This window comes from Variovorax sp. F042 (assembly GCF_057814215.1).
The window spans coordinates 346,137-365,489 of sequence record NZ_JBVASX010000002.1 but is presented as its reverse complement, the minus strand read 5'-3'; the positions used below and the strand labels follow the sequence as shown (position 1 = coordinate 365,489).

The 19,353-nt window shown below is 67.0% G+C and carries 18 protein-coding genes; 13 read left to right on the top strand and 5 right to left on the bottom strand.

The annotated features are described in order from the left end of the window. Window positions 1-104: 104 nt before the first annotated feature. Genes hemC through ACZYSP_RS10200 form a run of 4 tightly spaced genes read left to right on the top strand, consistent with a single transcriptional unit; the run spans window position 105 to window position 4,187 of the window. Window positions 105-1,010 (top strand): hydroxymethylbilane synthase, encoded by a 906-nt coding sequence (gene hemC / locus ACZYSP_RS10215; RefSeq protein ID WP_256216698.1) that lies wholly within the window; start codon window positions 105-107, stop codon window positions 1,008-1,010. Window positions 1,011-1,026: 16 nt separating this feature from the next. Continuing rightward, a complete protein-coding gene (locus ACZYSP_RS10210; protein WP_093075610.1) occupies window positions 1,027-1,800 on the top strand; it encodes a uroporphyrinogen-III synthase in 774 nt (257 codons plus the stop codon). After that, the gene (locus ACZYSP_RS10205; protein ID WP_093049375.1) at window positions 1,797-2,897 is read left to right on the top strand and encodes a uroporphyrinogen-III C-methyltransferase; all 1,101 of its coding nucleotides are present in this window, start codon (window positions 1,797-1,799) and stop codon (window positions 2,895-2,897) included. The genes ACZYSP_RS10210 and ACZYSP_RS10205 overlap by 4 nt, the downstream gene beginning before the upstream one ends. A gap of 6 nt (window positions 2,898-2,903) precedes the next feature. Further along, window positions 2,904-4,187, top strand: a complete 1,284-nt coding sequence (locus ACZYSP_RS10200) for a heme biosynthesis protein HemY (protein ID WP_093075608.1) — start codon at window positions 2,904-2,906, stop codon at window positions 4,185-4,187. Window positions 4,188-4,193: 6 nt separating this feature from the next. Here ACZYSP_RS10200 and ACZYSP_RS10195 read toward each other — a convergent pair whose 3' ends face one another. After that, window positions 4,194-5,756: an MFS transporter gene (locus ACZYSP_RS10195; protein WP_093075607.1), complete on the bottom strand. Its 1,563-nt coding sequence runs from the start codon at window positions 5,754-5,756 to the stop codon at window positions 4,194-4,196. A gap of 122 nt (window positions 5,757-5,878) precedes the next feature. Here ACZYSP_RS10195 and ACZYSP_RS10190 point away from each other — a divergent pair, with 122 nt between their 5' ends. Then, window positions 5,879-6,745: a LysR family transcriptional regulator gene (locus tag ACZYSP_RS10190; protein WP_093049383.1), complete on the top strand. Its 867-nt coding sequence runs from the start codon at window positions 5,879-5,881 to the stop codon at window positions 6,743-6,745. A gap of 46 nt (window positions 6,746-6,791) precedes the next feature. On the opposite strand, the gene ACZYSP_RS10185 is transcribed toward ACZYSP_RS10190, so the two are convergent. Continuing rightward, window positions 6,792-9,989, bottom strand: a complete 3,198-nt coding sequence (locus ACZYSP_RS10185) for an Rne/Rng family ribonuclease (RefSeq protein ID WP_489014071.1) — start codon at window positions 9,987-9,989, stop codon at window positions 6,792-6,794. 562 nt (window positions 9,990-10,551) lie between these two features. Here ACZYSP_RS10185 and ACZYSP_RS10180 point away from each other — a divergent pair. The 4 genes from ACZYSP_RS10180 to ACZYSP_RS10165 are packed head-to-tail and all read left to right on the top strand — an operon-like array spanning window position 10,552 to window position 13,718. Continuing rightward, the gene (locus ACZYSP_RS10180) at window positions 10,552-11,652 is read left to right on the top strand and encodes an RluA family pseudouridine synthase (protein WP_093076054.1); all 1,101 of its coding nucleotides are present in this window, start codon (window positions 10,552-10,554) and stop codon (window positions 11,650-11,652) included. Continuing rightward, window positions 11,645-12,316, top strand: a complete 672-nt coding sequence (locus ACZYSP_RS10175; protein WP_093075604.1) for an HAD family hydrolase — start codon at window positions 11,645-11,647, stop codon at window positions 12,314-12,316. Before ACZYSP_RS10180 ends, ACZYSP_RS10175 begins: the two co-directional genes overlap by 8 nt. A 12-nt stretch (window positions 12,317-12,328) precedes the next feature. Continuing rightward, a complete protein-coding gene (locus ACZYSP_RS10170; protein ID WP_093075602.1) occupies window positions 12,329-12,700 on the top strand; it encodes a Rieske (2Fe-2S) protein in 372 nt (123 codons plus the stop codon). Window position 12,701: 1 nt separating this feature from the next. Beyond that, the gene (locus ACZYSP_RS10165) at window positions 12,702-13,718 is read left to right on the top strand and encodes a S49 family peptidase (protein WP_093075601.1); all 1,017 of its coding nucleotides are present in this window, start codon (window positions 12,702-12,704) and stop codon (window positions 13,716-13,718) included. Between the two features lie 4 nt (window positions 13,719-13,722). Here the strand turns inward: ACZYSP_RS10165 and ACZYSP_RS10160 are convergent, their stop codons facing one another. Genes ACZYSP_RS10160 through ACZYSP_RS10150 form a run of 3 tightly spaced genes read right to left on the bottom strand, consistent with a single transcriptional unit; the run spans window position 13,723 to window position 16,222 of the window. Beyond that, window positions 13,723-14,874, bottom strand: a complete 1,152-nt coding sequence (locus ACZYSP_RS10160; protein ID WP_093075599.1) for an MFS transporter — start codon at window positions 14,872-14,874, stop codon at window positions 13,723-13,725. A gap of 2 nt (window positions 14,875-14,876) precedes the next feature. Continuing rightward, window positions 14,877-15,644, bottom strand: coding sequence for an SAM-dependent methyltransferase (locus ACZYSP_RS10155; protein ID WP_093075598.1), 768 nt, complete (start codon window positions 15,642-15,644; stop codon window positions 14,877-14,879). Continuing rightward, window positions 15,641-16,222: a Maf family nucleotide pyrophosphatase gene (locus ACZYSP_RS10150; RefSeq protein WP_093075596.1), complete on the bottom strand. Its 582-nt coding sequence runs from the start codon at window positions 16,220-16,222 to the stop codon at window positions 15,641-15,643. Before ACZYSP_RS10150 ends, ACZYSP_RS10155 begins: the two co-directional genes overlap by 4 nt. Window positions 16,223-16,304: 82 nt before the next feature. Here ACZYSP_RS10150 and ACZYSP_RS10145 point away from each other — a divergent pair, with 82 nt between their 5' ends. From ACZYSP_RS10145 to ACZYSP_RS10130, 4 genes are all read left to right on the top strand, one after another. Beyond that, complete coding sequence (locus tag ACZYSP_RS10145; RefSeq protein WP_093075595.1) at window positions 16,305-16,862, top strand: YceD family protein; 558 nt, start codon at window positions 16,305-16,307, stop codon at window positions 16,860-16,862. A gap of 155 nt (window positions 16,863-17,017) precedes the next feature. Then, window positions 17,018-17,200, top strand: a complete 183-nt coding sequence (rpmF, locus tag ACZYSP_RS10140; RefSeq protein WP_007830466.1) for a 50S ribosomal protein L32 — start codon at window positions 17,018-17,020, stop codon at window positions 17,198-17,200. 61 nt (window positions 17,201-17,261) lie between these two features. Then, on the top strand, window positions 17,262-18,359 hold the full coding sequence (plsX, locus tag ACZYSP_RS10135) for a phosphate acyltransferase PlsX (RefSeq protein ID WP_093049410.1): 1,098 nt from the start codon (window positions 17,262-17,264) through the stop codon (window positions 18,357-18,359). Further along, window positions 18,359-19,339 (top strand): beta-ketoacyl-ACP synthase III, encoded by a 981-nt coding sequence (locus tag ACZYSP_RS10130; protein ID WP_093049413.1) that lies wholly within the window; start codon window positions 18,359-18,361, stop codon window positions 19,337-19,339. Before plsX ends, ACZYSP_RS10130 begins: the two co-directional genes overlap by 1 nt. Window positions 19,340-19,353 lie beyond the last annotated feature (14 nt).

Genomic DNA, 19,353 nt, shown 5'->3' with positions numbered 1-19,353 from the left:
TGTCCTGGACTTTTTGACTTCTTGAATGGATGCGCCGCCTGCGTTGTTGCGGCGCAACATGCTAGCATTCCGGCGGTTTAGAACATGTACTTTTGGAACCGGTCTTGAGCAATATCGTGATCGCCACGCGCGAAAGCCGCCTGGCACTGTGGCAAGCCGAACACGTCCGGGCGCTTTTGCAAGAAAAGGGCCATACGGTCAGCCTGCTCGGCCTGACGACCACCGGCGACCAGATCCTCGACCGCACGCTCAGCAAGGTGGGCGGCAAGGGGCTCTTCGTGAAAGAGCTCGAGCTCGCGCTCGAAGAAGGGCGTGCCGACATCGCGGTCCATTCGCTCAAAGACGTGCCGATGGACCTGCCCGAAGGCTTCGCGCTGGCCTGCGTGCTGGAGCGCGAAGACCCGCGCGACGCGCTGGTCTCCCCCCGCTATGAATCGCTCGACGCGCTGCCGCAGGGTGCGGTGGTCGGCACTTCGAGCCTGCGCCGTGTGGTGCTGCTGCGCGCGCTGAGGCCCGACCTGCGCATCGAACCGCTGCGCGGCAACCTCGACACCCGCCTGCGCAAGCTCGACGAAGGGCAGTACGACGCCATCGTGCTGGCGGCGGCCGGGCTCAAGCGGCTGGGGCTGGAAAGCCGCATCCGCGTGGCCTTCGATCCCGACACCATGCTGCCGGCCGCCGGGCAGGGCGCATTGGGCATCGAGGTGCGCGCGGACCGTACCGAACTCATCGAATTGCTGCGCTCGCTGGCCCACCAGGGCGACTGGCTTTCCACCGCCGCCGAGCGCGCTGTGAGTCGCGCGATGGGCGGCAGCTGCTCCATGCCGCTGGCGGCCCATGCACGCTGGCAGGCCGACGGCGCGCTGCGCATCGACGCCGCTTGGGGCGATCCGGAGGGCAGCGCGCCGCTGGTGAAGGTGCATGCGCTGGCGCAGGCCGGCGATTTCGCGCAGGCCGATGCGCTCGGCGAGCGCGCCGCGGCGCTGCTGCGCGACGCCGGGGCTCACTGAGATCGGTGGTCATCGTATGACCGCCCGCCCCGTCATCGTCACGCGGCCGGCGCGCGAGGCGGCGCAATGGGTGAGTGACCTGCGCGCCGCTGGGCTCGATGCGGTGGCGCTGCCGCTCATCGTGATCGAGCCGGTGGTCGATGCCGAACCGCTGCGCACGGCGTGGCGGCAGTTGGTGAATTACGCGGCGCTGATGTTCGTGAGCGCCACGGCCGTCGAGCATTTCTTCCAGCACAAGAACGCTGCCGATACGCTGGCAGGGCGCCGCTTCTGGGCCACGGGCCCAGGCACCACGCGCGCCTTGCTTCGCGCCGGCGTGCCGCTGGAACTCATCGACGCACCACCTCCTGAGGCCACGCGTTTCGACTCCGAAGCGCTGTGGGAGCGGGTGCAGGCCCAGGTGTCTGCCGGCGTGCGCGTGCTGATCGTGCGTGGCGGCGACGAAGCCGGGCACCCCACAGGGCGCGACTGGCTCGCCAATGAAATCGATGTCGCGGGCGGCCATCGCGACACCGTGGTGGCTTATCGCCGGTTGCCGCCGTCGCTGGATGTCGTACAACGTCGGCTGGCCATTGATGGCGCCGAAGGCCGCGCGATCTGGCTCTTCAGCAGCTCAGAGGCCATCGGCAATCTGCAGCGCGCGATGCCCGGTGTGCAATGGCACGCCGCGAGCGCGGTCGCCACGCATGCACGAATCGGCGAAGCCGCACGGGCCGCGGGTTTCGGGGCGTTGCGTGTATGCACACCACTGCGGGATGGGCTGATCGCGTCTATAGAATCCTTGGCATGAGCGCCGCGTCCCCGTCAGACGATTTTTCCTCTCCTTCCCCAACCGCTGCCACGGCGCCGGTGCCCGCCACGCTGGCACCGCACCAGACGCCGGCCGCACAGGCAGCAGGGGCGCTGATCCTCTCTCGCATCGCATTCGGCCTCGTGGCCCTCGTGGCGCTGGCCGCCTTGCTGATGACGATCGCGCTGTGGCAGAAGGTCGGCGGCATGAAGGAACAGCTGGCACGCCAGAGCGCCGATGCCATCGCGCAATCGATGGAGGCGCGCACGCTGGCCCGCCAGGCAAGCGACACCGTGCGCGAGGCCTCGGCCCGCGTGGCTCTGGTCGAAACCCGCGTGGCTGAAGTCGCGCTGCAACGCTCGCAGCTCGAAGAGCTCATTCAAAGCCTCTCGCGTTCGCGCGACGAGAACCTCGTGGTCGACATCGAGTCGGCCGTGCGCCTTGCCCTGCAGCAGGCACAGGTCACCGGCAGCGTCGAGCCGCTGCTGGCTGCGCTGAAGGCCGGCGACGTGCGCATCGCGCGCGCCGCGCAGCCGCGGCTGACGCCACTGCAGAGGGCCATGCAGCGCGATGCCGACCGCCTGCGCAGCACCGCAAGCACCGACAGCGCCGAAGCGCTGCAGAAGCTCGACGAACTGATGCGCGGCGTGGACGACCTGCCCACGCTCAACGCCGTTGCCGTGCGCGGCACCGGCACCAACGCCTGGCAGCCCGAGCCGATTCCCGCCGACGCGCCGTGGTGGCGCCGCGTGCTGCTCACCGTGCGCGGCGAGGCCCGCTCGCTGGTGCGCGTCGGCCGCATCCAGAGCCCGGAGGCGATCCTGCTGGCGCCCGAGCAGTCTTACTTCCTGCGCGAGAACCTGAAGCTCAAGCTGCTCAATGCGCGCCTGTCGCTGCTGTCGCGGCAAATGGAGGCCACGCGCGGCGAGCTGTCGCAGGTAACTGCCTCGCTCAACCGCTATTTCGATCCCGCATCGCGCCGCACCCAGGCCGCCGCCACGCAGCTGCAGCAGCTGCAGGCGCTGGTGAAGACGTCCGAGCCGGTCCGCATCGACGACACGCTCGCGGCACTGGCCACCGCCGCAGCAGGACGCTGATCGGACATGCGCGCCGCAATCTGGCTCCTCGCGCTGTTCGCTGTTGCAGCAGCAGTCGCTCTTTTCGCAGGCAACAACCAGGGCACGATCACCGTGTTCTGGCCGCCCTGGCGTGTCGACCTGTCGCTGAACCTCGTGCTCGTGATCCTGCTGGTGGCCTTCGTGCTGATGCACGTGGCTTTGCGGGCACTGGCAGCACTGTTCTCGCTGCCGACGCAGGCGCGCCAGTGGCGGCTGCAGCAGAAGGAGCGCACGCTGCATGCAGCCTTGCTCGATGCGATGGTGCAGCTGATCTCGGGTCGCTTCTCGCGTGCACGCAAGGCCGCGCAGGCCGCGCTCACGCAGGAGAAAACGCTGTCGGCGCTCGGCGCCAGCCTGCCGCAGGCGCAGCAGGTGCGCGTGCTGTCGCACCTGCTGGCGGCCGAGAGCGCACAGGCACTGCAAGACAAGCCAGCTCGCGATGCCCATCTGCAGCAGGCCCTCAACGAAAGCGCCGATCGCGCCGTGCTCGCCAGCCCGGAGACGCGCGAAGGCGTGCAACTGCGCGCGGCGCGCTGGGCGCTCGAAGACCGCGATGCAGCCGCGGCACTTGCGCGGCTCGAAGAACTGCCGCAAGGCGCGCAACGCCGCACGCTCGCATTGCGCTTGCGGCTCAAGGCGGCACGGCAGGATCGCCGCACGCTCGAAGCGCTCGAAACCGCGCGCCTGCTGGCCAAGCACCGCGCCTTCTCTGACGCCGCGGCACAGAGCATCGTGCGTGGGCTGGCGACCGAGCTGCTGACGGGCGCACACGATCCGGCACAGCTGCTTCGCGCGTGGACTGAGCTCGATGCCAATGAGCGCGACATGCCCGAAGTGGCGATTCACGCTGCCCAACGGATGGTCGCGCTGCGTGGCGACCTTGCTCTGGCGCGCGGCTGGCTGCTGCCGGCCTGGGAGCGCATGGTGGCCAACCCACGCGCGCTCGGCGATGCGCTGCGCGTCAAGCTGGCGCGTGCGCTCGAAGCAGGGCTCGACTCGGTCGATGCCGACTGGCTGGCGCGCATCGAAAGCGCGCAGCGCAACAACCCGCGCGACCCGAACCTCCAATACCTCGCAGGCATGGCCTGCATGAAGCGCCAGCTGTGGGGCAAGGCCCAGCAGCTGTTGACGCAGGCCGGCCTTGGGCTGCAGGACACCGATCTGTACCGCCGTGCCTGGCTCGCCTTGGCCCAGTTGGCCGAAGACCGCGACGATGCAGAGCAAGCCGCCGAGGCGTGGAAGCGCGCGGCGCAGATCGAGAACACCTGAGCGTTTTCAGGGGCAGGACCCTTCAGCCTTCAGGCCCGATGACCGCGCCAGTGGTTTGCCACTGCCGAAGATCAGCAGACTGACGCCGGCCAGCACCCAGACGCCGACTCCCCCGTAGAGCATCACCAGCCCGAAGCTGTTCACCAGCGCCGCATGCACGACGGCGCCGGACGGGTCTGCCTGCGACAGCGCCGGAAAGCCTTCGGCAAGCGATGCGAAGTTGCCGGCCGCGATCTTTTCCGCCAGCGCGCGCAATTGCATTGCGTCCAGCGATGCCGACAACGCGCCGCGCAGATGCGCATGAACGCCTTCGAGCAGGATGAAGCCCATCAGCGCGATGTTGATGGCCAACGTGATCAGCCGTGCGCTCATGTCCATGCCCGAGGCCATGCCCGCGCGCGAACTCGGCACCGAACCGGTGGTGGTGTTGGTGACGGGCGTGTTGGTCAGGCCCAGCCCGATGCCGGCCAGCAGGCAGCCGGGCAACATCGTCATCCAGCCCGCGTGAACCATGCCGCTGCCATAGCGCATTGCAATGAAGCCGAGCCCGATGACGAACAGGCCCGCGGGAATGACCGCGCCGGGCCGGTAGCGCAGCGACAGCCGCTCGGCCAGCGGCGGCAGCACGAGCGTGGGCAGCGTGTAAGCCAGCAGTGCCGAGCCGGCCGTGACCGCGTCGTAGCCCAGCGCGCCCTGGAAGTAGATGGGCAGGTAGATCATGAACGGCCAGAAGCTGAAGTTCATGCCGATGGAGCCGATGATCGAACCCGAGAAATTGCGAATCTTGAAGACCGAGAAGTCGAACATCGGATGCGGGTTGATCTTTTCCACCCACAGGAAGAGCGCGAAGCTCGCGGCCGACGCCGCGATCACGCCGATGGCCAGCGGGCTCGCAAAGCCGAGACCCGGCCCCTGCGTGATGAAGTACGTCAGGCCCAGCACCGCAAGCGACAGCGTGACGATGCCAGGCAGGTCGAGCTTTTGCGCATCGGGGTCGCTCGACTCTTCCACGCTGCGGAACACCAGGGCAACGGCCACCGCCGCCAGCGGCACATGGACCAGGAACACCCACTGCCAGTTCGACAGCGCCACGATGGCACCGCCGATGATCGGCCCGAACCCCAGGCCCATGCCGAAGACCACGCCCCAGATGGCGAAGGCCTTGCTGCGTTGCTTGCCTTCCTGGAACTGGTGCGAGAGCACGGCGAGCTGGCAGATCAGCATCGCGCCGCCGCTCAGGCCCTGGAGGAAGCGCGCGACGATCAGCACCGGCGCGCTCTGCGCCAGCCCGCAGGCCAGCGAGGTGAGGCCGAAGAGCACCACGCCGACGACGAGGAGGCGCTTGCGGCCGTAGCGGTCGGCAAGCGTGCCCGCGGCCATCAAAACCGTGGTGCAGGCGATGGTGTAGGCGTTCATGATCCACTGCATGTCGCTGAAGTCGGCGTGCAATGCCTGTTCGAGCGTGGGAAGAATGACCGGCACGCTGGAGATTTCCAGGCCGAACATCAGGGCAATGAGGCAGATCGCGGCCAGCGCGACCCGGTTCTTGCCGGTATGGGAGAGAGGCATCGGAAGTCTTTCGGGAGTCTTTGGCAAAGAGGTCCGGGCGATTCTGGGGAAGGCCTCTTCATGATGGAAATGATTTAATTTCCTAGAATCCATGACGATTCATCATTGATTGGTTGCTTGCCATGGATTTCGACCCCGCGCTGCTGCGAGCCTTCGTGGCCGTCAAGGAAACCGGCGGCTTCACGCGCGCCGCCCAGCGGCTGCACCTGACGCAGTCGGCCATCAGCCACCAGATCCGGCGGCTCGAGGAACAAGTGGGCCGGCCGCTGCTGCATCGAACGACACGCCGCCTCACGGTGACGGAAGACGGCGAAGACTTCCTTCGCTATGCGCAGCAGATCCTCGACACGCTCGACACGATGACGCGGCGCTTTCAACCCTCGCTGATCTCGGGCGTGGTGCGCTTCGGCGCGCCAGACACCTTCATGGGCGACCGGCTGCCGCCGCTGCTCTCGCAGTTCGCGCGCTCGTTTCCCGCCACGCGCATGGAGGTCAGCGTGAGCATGCACCTCGACTTTCGCGCAATGATCAAGGCGGGCGAGCTCGACCTCGCGGTGGTGATGTCGCCGGCCGATTGCGAGGAGGGCACGCGCTTGCGGCGCACGCAACTGGTGTGGGTGGCGGCTGAGACTTTCGAGCCGCCCGCCGGCGCGTCGCTGCCGCTGGCGTACTTTCCGAAGCCCTGCGTCAACCGTGAACTGGCCGGCGCAGCGCTGGATGCGACGCCGGTCGACTGGCATGTGGTATTCACCTCCGCGAGCCAGCATGGCATTCGCGCGGCCGTGCTGGCGGGGCTGGCCGTGACGGTGCTCACGCGCGAGGACGTGGAGCCGGGCATGAAGATCGTCGACGGCCGCTATGGCCTGCCGCCTTTGCCGAACGTGGATTTTTCGCTGATCTGGAGCGAGGGCGGCAAGACGGAATGCGCCTGCCGGTTCGGCCAGCTGATCCTGGAGATGCCGGAACTGCCGGCGCACGACAAGGCATAAAAAAACGGCGCCACTGGCGCCGTTTTTACTTGGGAGCGTGTGTCGCTCAGAGGCTGCGTTGCTGCTCTTGCTCGAACGGCAGCGACATCGAACCGAGGTCGCGGCGGGTTTCGACCAGCACCAGCGGGCCCTCGTCGAGCACAACCACCGGCGGGCGTTCGCGCGGCACGTGCACCGGCTTCGGCTCGGCTTCGATGGCGGCGCGTGCTTGCGCGATGCGTTCGGCATCCGAATTGACCCACTGCAGGCCCGAGCTCTCGGCGATCTGCGCGAGCTCGTTCAGCGGCAGTTCGAAAGGCTGGACCTTGGGCAGTGCGCGGCCGTTGGCGGCGACAGGCGCCTTGGCGCTTTCGACGACGATCGGCGCAGCTGCTGCCACGACAGCCGGTGCCGGCGCGGGGCGCTCAGCGCGGACCTGCTGCGGTGCTGCCACGGGTTCTCGGACTTCCGGTGCCGCAGCGGCTTCGACTGCTTCGAAGCGTTCCGACGCCAGCGGCAGTTGCTGCTGCGGGGCTTGCTGCTGTGCATCGCCCGTGGCTTCCGTTGCGGCGCCTTCGGCGGTGGCTTCGGCTTCATCGCGCGGGCCGCGTTCGCGGCGGTCACGGCCGTAGCGGTCACGCGAACGGCCGCGGCGCTCGTCGCCTTCGCGGCGCGGTGCCTGCTCGTTGCTGCCGTTGATGCTGGCTTCGCCGCCTTGATCGACATCGGCTGCTGCGGCCTCGGCGCCGCGTGCATCCGCTTCGGCTTGAGGTGCGTCGTTGCGGCGTTCGCGGCGGCCGTCGTTGCGGTCGCTGCGTTCGCCACGCGGTGCGCGCTGCTCGTCGCGGCCGTTGCGGGGCTGGCGTTGCTCGCCTTGTGCGGCGCCTTCGCCGGCTTCGGCATTGTTGCGTTCGCGGGCGCCGTTGTTGTCGGCGCCATTGCGTTCGCCACCACGTTCACCGCGCTCGCCACGTTCACGGCGTTCGCCGCGGGCGCGGGGTGCGCGTTCCGCTGCGTTGCCTTCGTCGCCTGCAACGGCGCCGGGCGCCAGTTGCTGGGCTTCGAGGTTGACGTTGCCGTCGAGTGCTTCGGCCGGTGCGTTGTTGCGACCTTCGCGGCCTTCGCCTTCGCGGCGCTCGCCACGACCGTTGCGGCGTTGCTCGCCGTCGCGTGGTGCGCGCGCTTCACGCGGCTCGCGGGGCTCACGCTGCTCGCGCGGTTCGCGTTGTTCACGCGGCTGGTTGGCGGCGTCGTTGCGCAGTTCGCTGCTGCGGCCTTCACGGCCTTCGCGACCTTCACGGCGCTCGCCACCACGGCCGCCACGGCGTTCGCCGTCGCGACCGCCGGAGCGTCCGCCGTTCTCGCCGCGGCCTTCGCCGCCGCGGCCGCCACGGCGCTGTTCGCCGTCACGTGCGCCGCCGCGTGCTTCGCCGTCGCGGCCAGGACGGCCGTCGCGACGGGGCTTCGGTGCCTCGACCGGGATCGCGGACGGCGCAGGCGCCGCAGCGGGGGCCGGCGTGCCGCCGAACAGGTTCTTGATCCAGGCGAAGAAGCCGGTCTGCGCCGGAACCGGTGCGCTCACCACGGGCGGTGCGACCGGTGCGGGTGCTGCTGCGACAGGCGCACGCACTGCTTCGGGCTTGGGCGGCACCACGGGCGCGGGCGCATCGGGCAGCACGCCCTTGATGACCGGCGTCTGCTTGTTGGTGGGCTCTTGCGAACGGCGCGTGACCGAGGTCGGGTCTTCGATCTCGTCGGCCATCTTGTAGCTGGCTTCGATGTGGTCGAGGCGCGGATCGTCGTGCTTCAGGCGCTCGAGCTTGTAGTTCGGCGTTTCGAGCGTCTTGTTGGGCACCATCAGCACGGTGACGCGCTGCTTGAGCTCGATCTTCGCGATTTCGGGGCGCTTTTCGTTCAGCAGGAACGAGGCGACTTCCACGGGCACCTGCACATGCACGGCGGCCGTGTTGTCCTTCATGGACTCTTCCTGAATGATGCGCAGGATCTGCAGCGCGCTCGATTCGGTGTCGCGGATGTGGCCCGAGCCGCCGCAGCGGGGGCAGGGGATCGACGAGCCTTCGGAGAGCGCGGGCTTCAGGCGCTGGCGGCTCATTTCCATCAGGCCGAACTTGCTGATCGAGCCGAACTGCACGCGGGCGCGGTCCTGGCGCAGAGCGTCGCGCAGGCGGCTTTCGACTTCGCGGCGGTTCTTCGACTCGTCCATGTCGATGAAGTCGATGACGATCAGGCCGCCCAGGTCGCGCAGGCGCATCTGGCGGGCCACTTCGTCGGCGGCTTCGAGGTTGGTGCGGGTGGCGGTCTCTTCGATGTCGCCGCCCTTGATGGCGCGGGCCGAGTTCACGTCGACCGAGACCAGTGCTTCGGTGTGGTCGATCACGATGGCGCCGCCCGAAGGCAGCTGCACGGTGCGGGCGTAGGCCGATTCGATCTGGTGCTCGATCTGGAAGCGGCTGAACAGGGCCGCGTCGTCGCGGTAGCGCTTCACGCGGGCGGCATGCTCGGGCATGACGTGCGCCATGAACTGCTGCGCCTGGTCGTAGATGTCGTCGGTGTCGATCAGGATGTCGCCGATGTCGTGATTGAAATAGTCACGAATGGCGCGGATGACGAGCGACGATTCCTGGTAGATCAGGAAGGCACCCTTGCCGCCCTTGGCCGCGCCGTCGATGGCGGTCCAGAGCTTGAGCAGGTAGTTCAGGTCCCACTGGAGTTCGGACGCAATGCGGCCGATGCCAGCGGTGCGCGCGATGATGCTCATGCCCTTCGGGTACTCGAGCTGGTCCATCGCCTCCTTGAGTTCGGCGCGGTCGTCACCCTCGATGCGGCGCGAAACGCCACCGCCACGGGGGTTGTTCGGCATCAGCACGACATAGCGGCCGGCCAGCGAGATGAAGGTGGTGAGGGCCGCGCCCTTGTTGCCGCGTTCTTCTTTTTCGACCTGGACGGTGAGTTCCTGGCCTTCGCGGATCGCGTCCTGGATGCGGGCCTGGCTGGCAGACACGCCTTCGGCGAAGTACTGCTTGGAGATTTCCTTGAACGGCAGGAAGCCGTGGCGGTCTTCGCCGTAGTCGACGAAACAGGCTTCGAGCGAGGGCTCGACGCGCGTCACGACGGCTTTGTAGATGTTGCCCTTGCGCTGTTCGCGCCCTTCGATTTCGATTTCGTAGTCGAGCAGTTTCTGCCCGTCGACGATGGCCAGGCGGCGTTCTTCGGCCTGCGTGGCATTGATCAGCATCCGCTTCATGATGCGTTGTCCTTATATGTATCGTTCTACCGGCCCTTGATGGGCCAACGATGCACGGACGACGCCCGCGAAACCAGGGAATTGCCGCTTGGGCCCCGGATGCTGTTCACTGCCGCGCCAGGCGCGAGCAGGCCTCTCGAGCGTTAGCTCAAGAAGACAGCCGGGGTGGGGGCGCGTGGATGGGCGCGAGCCAGATTCGGTGTTGGTCAGCTATCTTTTTGATAGCTGGTTGCGCAAGAGTGGCGCACGCTGCCAACGATTCAATGCCTGAGGCCACTGGTCGAAACCAGGTTGGCCAGCGCAGGCACATTTGAATCAGCAGCATCAACACAACAAGGGACTCGCTTCGATCCGCCGGCAGCTTGGAAGCTGCAGGCTGGGTATTCCGTATCGGTGTTTCGTGGGTGTCGGCTTGACTTGGGTGCCTGGTCTGCCACTTTGCGCAATTGCGCGGGGTTTGCAGCTCGGCGCCAAAGCGGCATCGACCTCACAGCGCCGTCCTGGGTATTTGATGGCAGTGGACTAAACTTCTGTCTAATCAAGCACTTACATGACCGCGCTGGTGAAAAACATTATAGGTGCGAAGCAAGGCCCCGCGGCTGCTCCAAATCCCGCAGGCCAAAAAGCCCCAGGCGAAGCCGGGGCGCCGCATTCGGCCATCACATTCCTCACGGTCGACGCTGAATCTGCCGGGCAGCGGCTCGACAACTTCCTTTTCCGCCATCTGAAAGGCGTTCCGAAGACGCACGTCTACCGGATCATCCGGTCGGGCGAGGTGCGCATCAACAAGGGCCGGGTGCAGGCCGAAACCCGCATCGAGGCGGGCGACGTGCTGCGGCTGCCACCGATCCGCATCTCGCCGCGCGCTGAAGAGGGCGGCACCCCGCCGGCACCGGCGCGCGAATTTCCGGTGCTGCTCGAAGACGAAGCCGTGCTGGCCATCGACAAGCCGGCCGGCGTGGCCGTCCATGGCGGCAGCGGCGTGAGCTTTGGCGTGATCGAGCAACTGCGCACCGCCCGGCCCGCCGCCAAGTTCCTGGAACTGGTGCACCGGCTGGACCGCGAAACCTCCGGCATCCTGCTCGTCGCCAAGAAGCGCAGCGCGCTGGTCGCGCTGCAGGACCAGTTCCGCGAACGCGAAACCGGCAAGACCTATCTGGCGCTGGTCGAGGGCGCTTGGCCCGCCAACAAGAAGGTGCTCGACGCGCCGCTGGCCAAGTATTTGCTGCCCGACGGTTCCGGCGCTGGCGCCGGCGAGCGCCGCGTGCGCGTGGTCGCCAAGGACCATCCGGACGCCATGCGCGCCGTCACGCTGGTGCGGGTGCTGGCGCGGCTCTCGCTGCCGGGCGATGCCGCGCCGCTGTCGTTGCTGGCAGTGACTATCAAGACCGGGCGCACGCATCAGATTCGCGTTCACCTCGCGTCGGCCGGGCATCCGATTGCCGGCGACGACAAGTACGGCGAGTCCGAACGCCAGCGCGCATTTCAGAAACTCGGCCTCAGGCGCATGTTCCTGCACGCCTGGCGGCTGCAATTCAACCATCCGGCCAGCGGCGATCGCGTGGCGCTGCAGGCCGACCTGCCGCCCGAACTGCACGCGCTGATGCCGCCCGCCGCCCTCGAGGCACTGGCCCAACACCCCACTCCCACGGCCCATGACTGATTTTTCCAGACCTCTTCGCTTCGACCTGATTGCCTTCGACTGGGACGGCACGCTCTATGACTCCACGCGTCTGATCGTGCGCTGCATCCAGGCCGCGGTGATCGACGTCGGCGGCGCCAAGCCGAGCGAGAACGACGCCGCCTGGGTGATCGGCCTCGGCCTGGCCGAGGCGCTCGCGCGTGCGGCGCCCGACGTGCCGAAAGAAAAATACCCGGAGCTTGGCGCCCGTTACCGCTACCACTATCTTCAGCACCAGGACGACCTCGTGCTGTTCGATGGCGTGCTGCAGATGCTCGATGCCCTGCGCGCGCGCGGCCACAAATTGGCCGTGGCCACCGGCAAGTCGCGCCGCGGCCTCAATGAGGCGCTCAAGTCGGTCGCGCTGCGCGACCGCTTCGACGCCTCTCGCACTGCCGACGAAACCTTCGGCAAGCCGCATCCGCGCATGCTGCTGGAGCTGATGGAAGAACTCGACGTGCCGCCGGAACGCACCCTGATGATCGGCGACACCACGCATGACCTGCAGCTTGCGCAGAACGCCGGCTGCGCCAACGTGGGTGTGAGCTACGGCGCGCATGAACCCGCCAGCTTCGACGAATTCAAGCCGCTGCACATTGCGCATTCGGTGGCCGACCTCGAGGCGTGGCTCCTCGGAAACGCTTGAAAAAGTCCTGCCATGAGCGACGAAGAACACATCCCGTTGTGCAATGCCGCGGACCTGGTTGAAGGCAGCCTGGCCGTGCCCTTCGACGTGGTCTATGGCGGAGAAACCTGCCGCGCCTTCGCGATACGTTTCGAGGGGCAGCCGCATGCGTTTCTCAACCGGTGCAGCCACGTCGCGATGGAACTCGACTTCCAGCCCGACCGCTTCTTCGACGACACCGGCCAGTGGCTGCTGTGCGCGACGCACGGCGCGGTCTACAAGCCCGACACCGGCGAATGCGCGGGCGGGCCGTGCCGCGGCGGCCTCGTGAAGATCGCCTTGAGCGAGCATGACGGCGTAGTGCACTGGCATACTGGCTGGAACCTTCACCCCCTGACCTTCTGACATGACCGACCCGAACCGAACGGAACCCGCCGGGTTCGAACCATTTGAGCAGGCCCCTCCCACGAATATGGCCAAAGATCCCACGCAGCGCCCCGGTTGGGAGCGCGCCACCCTCGAAAAGCTGGCCTTCGCTTCGTTGAACGAACAGAAGGCCACGCGCCGCTGGAAGACCTTCGTGCGTCTGTCCTGGCTTGCCTTCTTCGTCTTCCTGGCGTGGTTCGCGCTCTCGCGCAGCGCGCCGAGCACGGCCAAGACCACGGCGCACACCGCCGTCGTCGAGATCAAGGGCGAAATCGCCAATGGCGGGGATGCGAGCGCGGAGTTCGTGGTCGCCGCGATGAAGACGGCCTTCGAGGACGAAGGCGCCAAGGGCGTGGTCCTGCTGATCAACTCGCCCGGCGGCAGCCCGGTGCAGGCCGGCATCATCAACGACGAGATCAAGCGCCTGAAGGCCAAGTACAAGAAGCCGGTCTATGCCGTGGTCGAGGAGACCTGCGCCTCGGCCGCCTATTACATTGCCGCCGCCGCAGACAAGATATATGTCGACAAGGCCAGCATCGTCGGCAGCATCGGCGTGCTGATGGACGGCTTCGGCTTCACCGGCGTGATGGAGAAGGTCGGCGTCGAGCGCCGCCTGCTGACCGCCGGCGAGAACAAGGGCTTCCTCGATCCGTTCAGCCCGATGAGCGATGCGCAGCGCGCGCACGCGCAGACGATGCTCAACCAGATCCACACGCAGTTCATCAATGTGGTGAAGGCCGGCCGTGGCGACCGCCTGAAGCTTGACACCCCCGGCCTGTTCAGCGGACTGTTCTGGAGCGGCGAGCAGGCTGTCGAATACGGCCTGGCCGACCAGCTGGGCAACGTCGACTACGTGGCCCGCGAAGTGATCAAGGCCGAAGAGGTGATCGACTACACGCGGCGCGACAACGTGGCCGAGAAGCTGGCCAAGAAGTTCGGCGCGGCGATGGCTGAAACCACGGTGCGCCTGATGCATACCGCGCCGGCCCTGCGCTGATCTCTTATTTGTTTTCGCCGCTGGCGGTGTAGCGCGCAGATGCCGCCAGCGCCGCGGCGAAGACCACGACGACATAGAGCGCGGCGGTCAGCGAGGTCGCCCGCGCCAGCAGCCCGATCACTGCCGGGCCTGCCATGAACCCCAGATAGGCAAGGGCCGAGACCGACGCAATGCCGCGTGCGGGCTCGATGCCCGGAACTTTCGCCGAGGCCGAGAACAGGATCGGGACTACGTTCGCAAAGCCGACCCCCACGCCCGCGAAGCCGACCAACGCCAGCCAGGGCAGGTCGGTGATGAGCACCAGCGCCATCGACGCCGCGGCCAGCAGGCCGCTGCCGAGCAGCAGCGTGCTCGGCGAGAAGCGGGCGCGCAGCGCGTCGCCGCCGAAGCGCGCCGCGGCCATCGCGGCCGAGAAGCTTGCATAGGCCAGGGCGGCCTGTTGCTGCGGGCTGCCGATCTCCTGCTGCATATAGAGCACGCTCCAGTCGTAGATCGCGCCTTCGGCGATCAGACCCAGTGCGGCGAGCACGCCCAGCACCGCGAGCGTGCCGCGGGGCAGCAGGAAGCCGTGATCGGCCTCGGTGGCGCCGCTGGTGGCGGGGCGGGGCAGCATGCGTGTCGAGGCTACGGCAACGAGCAGCACCATCGCGGCCGAGACCAGCAGCAGGTGCGCCTGCGCGCCGAGCCCGGCCGCCAGCGCGGCGCTGCCGCTCGCGGCACCGGCCATGCCGCCCAGGCTGAACATGCCGTGCATGCCGCTCATCAGGGGCGTGTCGCCGTGCAGTTCGAGTTGGGCGGCTTCGGTGTTGATCGAGACGTCGAACACGCTGGTCACGAGGCCGAAAGCCGCCAGCAGAACCAGCAGCGCGGCATAGCCGGGCATCGCGATCAGGCCGGCCAGCAGCAGTGCATAAATGCAGCCGCAGATGCCGGCCACGCGACGCGGGCCGTGGCGGCCGATCCAGCGGCCTGCACTGGTCAGGCCGAACATCGCACCGGCACCGGCCGCGAGCATCGCCAGCCCGAGCTGGGCTTCGTCGATGCCGTAGTGCGCCTTGACCGTGGGCACATGCACGCCCCAGGTCGCGAAGATGAAGCCGGCGGCAAAGAACTGCGCGCGCGATGCCCAGCGCGTGGCTGCGGTAACACCCACCATCGTCAGCGGCCGATCGCGAACACGGCGGGCAGGCGTTCGTCTGTGGTGGCTTGTGGCTTGGCGCGCCAGGATTTGACCGTTTCGCTGCGCACGTGGGCGGTGGCGAGCGTCAGGCCGTGTGCCACGGCGAGCCGGGTGTTGTGCTGCAGGGTCTGCACGAGGGCCTGCAGCAGCGCGGCGTTGCGATAGGGCGTCTCGATGAACAGCTGCGTCTGGCCCGACTTGAGCGCGAGCGCTTCGAGTTCGCGGATGCGGGTCTGGCGCTCGCCGGCGTCCTGCGGCAGGTAGCCGACGAAGGCGAAGTTCTGGCCGTTGAGTCCGCTCGCGGCCAGTGCGAGCAGCAGCGAGACCGGGCCGGTCAGTGGAACCACGGTAAGGCCCAGGTCGTGCGCGGCACGCGCCACCGAGGAGCCCGGGTCGGCCACCGCTGGCATGCCTGCCTCGCTCAGCAGGCCGATGTCGTGGCCTTCGAGCGCGGCGGCCAGCAGGGGGCGGGCGTCGAACTGGCCTGCGTGATCACCTTTCTTGTGCACTTCGCGTGGCAGTTCCTGGATGCTCTGCGCCTGCAGCGCAGCGGCCAGTGGCGCCACTTCGTCGATGCGCTTCAGGTAGGCGCGCGCGGATTTCGCGTTCTCGCAGATCCAGTGGGTGATGCCGGCGGCTGTCTGCAGCGTGCCCAGCGGGAGGGCGTCTTGCAGCGGGGCTTGCACGTCGCAACCGAAGTCGAGCGGCGCGGGAACGAGGTAGAGCTTGCCTTTTTGTTGTGTCACAGCAGATCGACCCCCGCGGCGCGCAGCATCTGGCAGGTGCGGATCAGCGGCAGGCCGACCAGTGCGGTCGGGTCGTCGCTGTCGATGGCGCTCAGCAGCGCGATGCCAAGGCCTTCGCTCTTGGCGCTGCCGGCGCAGTCATAGGGCTGCTCGGCCTGCAGATAGTGTTCGATGGCGGCGTCGCTGAGGTCGCGGAACACCACGCGCACGGGCGCGATGTCGCGCTGGACGAAGCCGGTGGCCTTGCAGACGACGGCCACGGCCGTCTGGAAGATCAGCGTCTGGCCGCGCATGCGGCGCAATTGGGCGGTGGCGCGGGCATGGTCGCCGGGCTTGCCCAGCGCCTCGCCGGCCAGGTCGGCCACCTGGTCCGAACCGATGACCACGGCTTCTGGGAAGCGGGTAGCCACGGCGTTTGCCTTTTCCAGCGCGAGGCGCACGGCCAGGTCGTGCGGCGTTTCGCCGGGCTGGGGCGTTTCGTCGACTTCCGGCGAGTGCACATCGAAGGGCAGGCGCAGGCGGGTGAGCAGTTCGCGGCGGTAGCGCGAGGTCGAGGCGAGGATCACGGTGCGTTGCATGGTGACGATTGTGCGTGAGCCGCCCAGAACTCTCAGGTATGCCCCAAGCCGGTGAAATGGCCGGCACGCTAGACTGGCGCGGATGAAGAGAGAATTTGCCCCCGAACGGCTCAATGTGCCCGGCTTTACCGCCGCTGCCGCCACCCTGGAAGCCGCCGATCCGGTTCCGAACTATGTACGCCTGGTCGCCGAACTGGCCGTCCCGGCGCCCGACGCGGTGGTCCGATGGGAGGCCCACGGGGAAGAGCGCCCCGGTGCGGATGGCAAGGCCGCGCCCTGGCTGCACCTGGAGGCTGAAGCCTCCGTGCCGCTGGTTTGCCAGCGTTGCCTGTCGCCGGTCGACACGCTGCTTTCCGTGGATCGCTGGTTCCGTTTCGTGGCCGACGAGGCCACTGCCGAGGCGCAAGACGAGGAATCCGAGGAAGACCTGCTCGTCGTGAGCCGGGATTTCGACCTGCGTGCCCTGATCGAGGACGAGCTGCTGATGGAAATCCCCGTCATGCCCGTCCACGATGTCTGCCCCACGCCGGTGCAACTTTCGTCCAGCGACGAGGACTTCAAGGCGGCTGAAGAGGCCAAGCCGAACCCCTTCGCAGTGCTCGGCGCGTTGCGTTCGCGCAAGCCCGAAGAGGGAAAGTAGCCCTTTCCCGCAGGCTGGGCTATAATCATGGGCTTCGCGCGCGCCGCCGTGAGCAGCAGTACAGATAAAGGCATTCCATACATGCCGTTAAATTTTTTGTATTGCCACCGCTTGAGCCCGCATCCAATCACTCACCTAACAGTCCAGGAGCCATCATGGCCGTCCAGCAAAACAAGAAGTCGCCTTCCAAGCGCGGCATGCACCGTTCCCACAATGCGCTGGTCGTGCCCGGCATCGCCGTGGAACCGACCACCGGCGAAACGCACCTGCGCCACCACATCAGCCCCAACGGTTTCTACCGTGGCCGCCAGGTGCTCAAGAACAAGTCTGAAGCCTGATCTCGCATTCCAAGGCCAAGGCCCGAAGCTACTTCTGCTGTAGCGTCGGGCCTTTGTTTTGATGGCTACGCCTTCTTCCCCCGAAATCACTGCTGCGCCTTCTGCAATCACGCTCGCCGTGGATTGCATGGGAGGCGATCATGGGCCGCGCGTCACGCTCGCGGCCTGCCGCGCGTTTCTCGAGCGGCACAGCGAAGCCTCGTTGTTGCTGGTCGGCGCGCCGGCCGCACTGGCGGGGTTTGCCGCGCATCCGCGTGCCCGCATCGTCGCTGCAAGCGAAGTGGTGGGCATGGATGACCCGGTTGAAATCGCCCTGCGCAAGAAGAAAGACTCTTCAATGCGCGTCGCGATCCAGCAGGTCAAGGACGGCGCCGCCCAAGCCGCCATCTCCGCCGGCAACACCGGCGCCCTCATGGCGATTGCGCGCTACCTGCTCAAGACGCTCGAAGGCATTGATCGCCCCGCGATCGCACCGCAGCTTCCTAATGCCAAGGGCGGGGCAACGACCGTGCTCGATTTGGGTGCGAACGTCGATTGCGACGCCGAAGACCTGCTCCAGTTCGCCGTGCTCGGCTCGGCCCTGGTGTCGGCGCTGACTGGCAATGAGGCGCCCTCGGTCGGCCTGCTCAATATCGGCGAGGAAGCCATCAAGGGCAGTGAAACGATCAAAAAAGCGAGCCAACTGCTGCGTACAGCTGCCAACTCCAAGGATCTGAACTTCTACGGCAACGTGGAAGGCAACGACATCTTCAAGGGCACGACCGACATCGTTGTCTGTGACGGCTTCGTCGGAAATGTGGCTCTGAAGGCCAGCGAGGGCGTGGCTTCAATGATCGGTGAATTCATTCGCGTCGAATTCTCTCGGAGCATTTTTACCAAGGTGGCGGCAATTGTTGCCTATCCGGTTCTAAAAGCGTTCAAAAGTCGCCTGGATCATCGTCGCTACAACGGCGCAGCCTTGCTGGGGCTGCGTGGCCTGGTTTTCAAGAGCCATGGCTCGGCTGACGAAGTGGCTTTCGGCCATGCGCTGGATCGCGCTTATGATGCCGCTCGCAACAACCTGCTCGATCGCGTGCGGGCCCGCATCGCCCACGCCGCGCCTTTGCTAGCGCGACAGGAACCGGCGGCGCCGGTCGACGCGACGGCCCTTCACGTTTGATGACCCCTTCTTATTCACGCATTACCGGCACCGGCAGCTATCTGCCCCCACGCCGCGTGACCAATGACGATCTCGCCAAGGATCTGGCGACGCGAGGCATCGAAACCTCCGACCAGTGGATCGTCGAGCGCACCGGCATCCACGCTCGGCACTTCGCCGCGCCGGATGTCACGAGCAGCGACCTTGGTCTTGAAGCGGCCCGACACGCCCTGGAGGCTGCCGGCCGTAAAGCCAGCGACATCGACCTGATCATCGTCGCGACCTCGACGCCCGATATGGTGTTTCCGTCGTCGGCCGCCATTCTCCAGAACAAGCTCGGCATTGCCGGCTGCCCGGCATTCGACGTCCAGGCGGTTTGCAGTGGTTTCGTCTACGCACTGACCGTCGCCGACGCGATGATCCGCACGGGCACAGCGCGTTGCGCGCTGGTGGTGGGTGCCGAAGTGTTCTCCCGCATCCTCGATTTCAACGACCGCACCACCTGCGTGCTGTTCGGCGATGGCGCGGGCGCGGTGGTGCTTGAAGCCAGCGAAGAGCCCGGCATCTTGGCCAGCGACCTGCATGCCGATGGCAAGCACGTCGGCATTCTTTGCGTGCCAGGCCACGTTTCAGGCGGCAATGTGCTGGGCACGCCGCTGCTGCACATGGACGGCCAGGCTGTCTTCAAGCTCGCGGTCCGCGTGCTCGAAGAGGCTGCGCGCGCCACGCTGGCCAAGGCCGGCAAGGTCGACACCGACATCGACTGGCTTATTCCGCATCAGGCCAACATCCGCATCATGGAAGGCACGGCGAAGAAGCTGAAGCTTCCGCGCGAGAAGCTGATCGTCACGGTGAACGAGCACGGCAATACTTCCGCCGCCTCGATTCCGCTGGCGCTCGACGAGGCCGTGCGCTCCGGCAAGGTGAAGAAAGGCGAAACGCTCATGCTCGAAGGCGTGGGTGGCGGCTTCACCTGGGGCGCGGTGCTATTGAATCTGTAGTGCGTTGCGTCGCC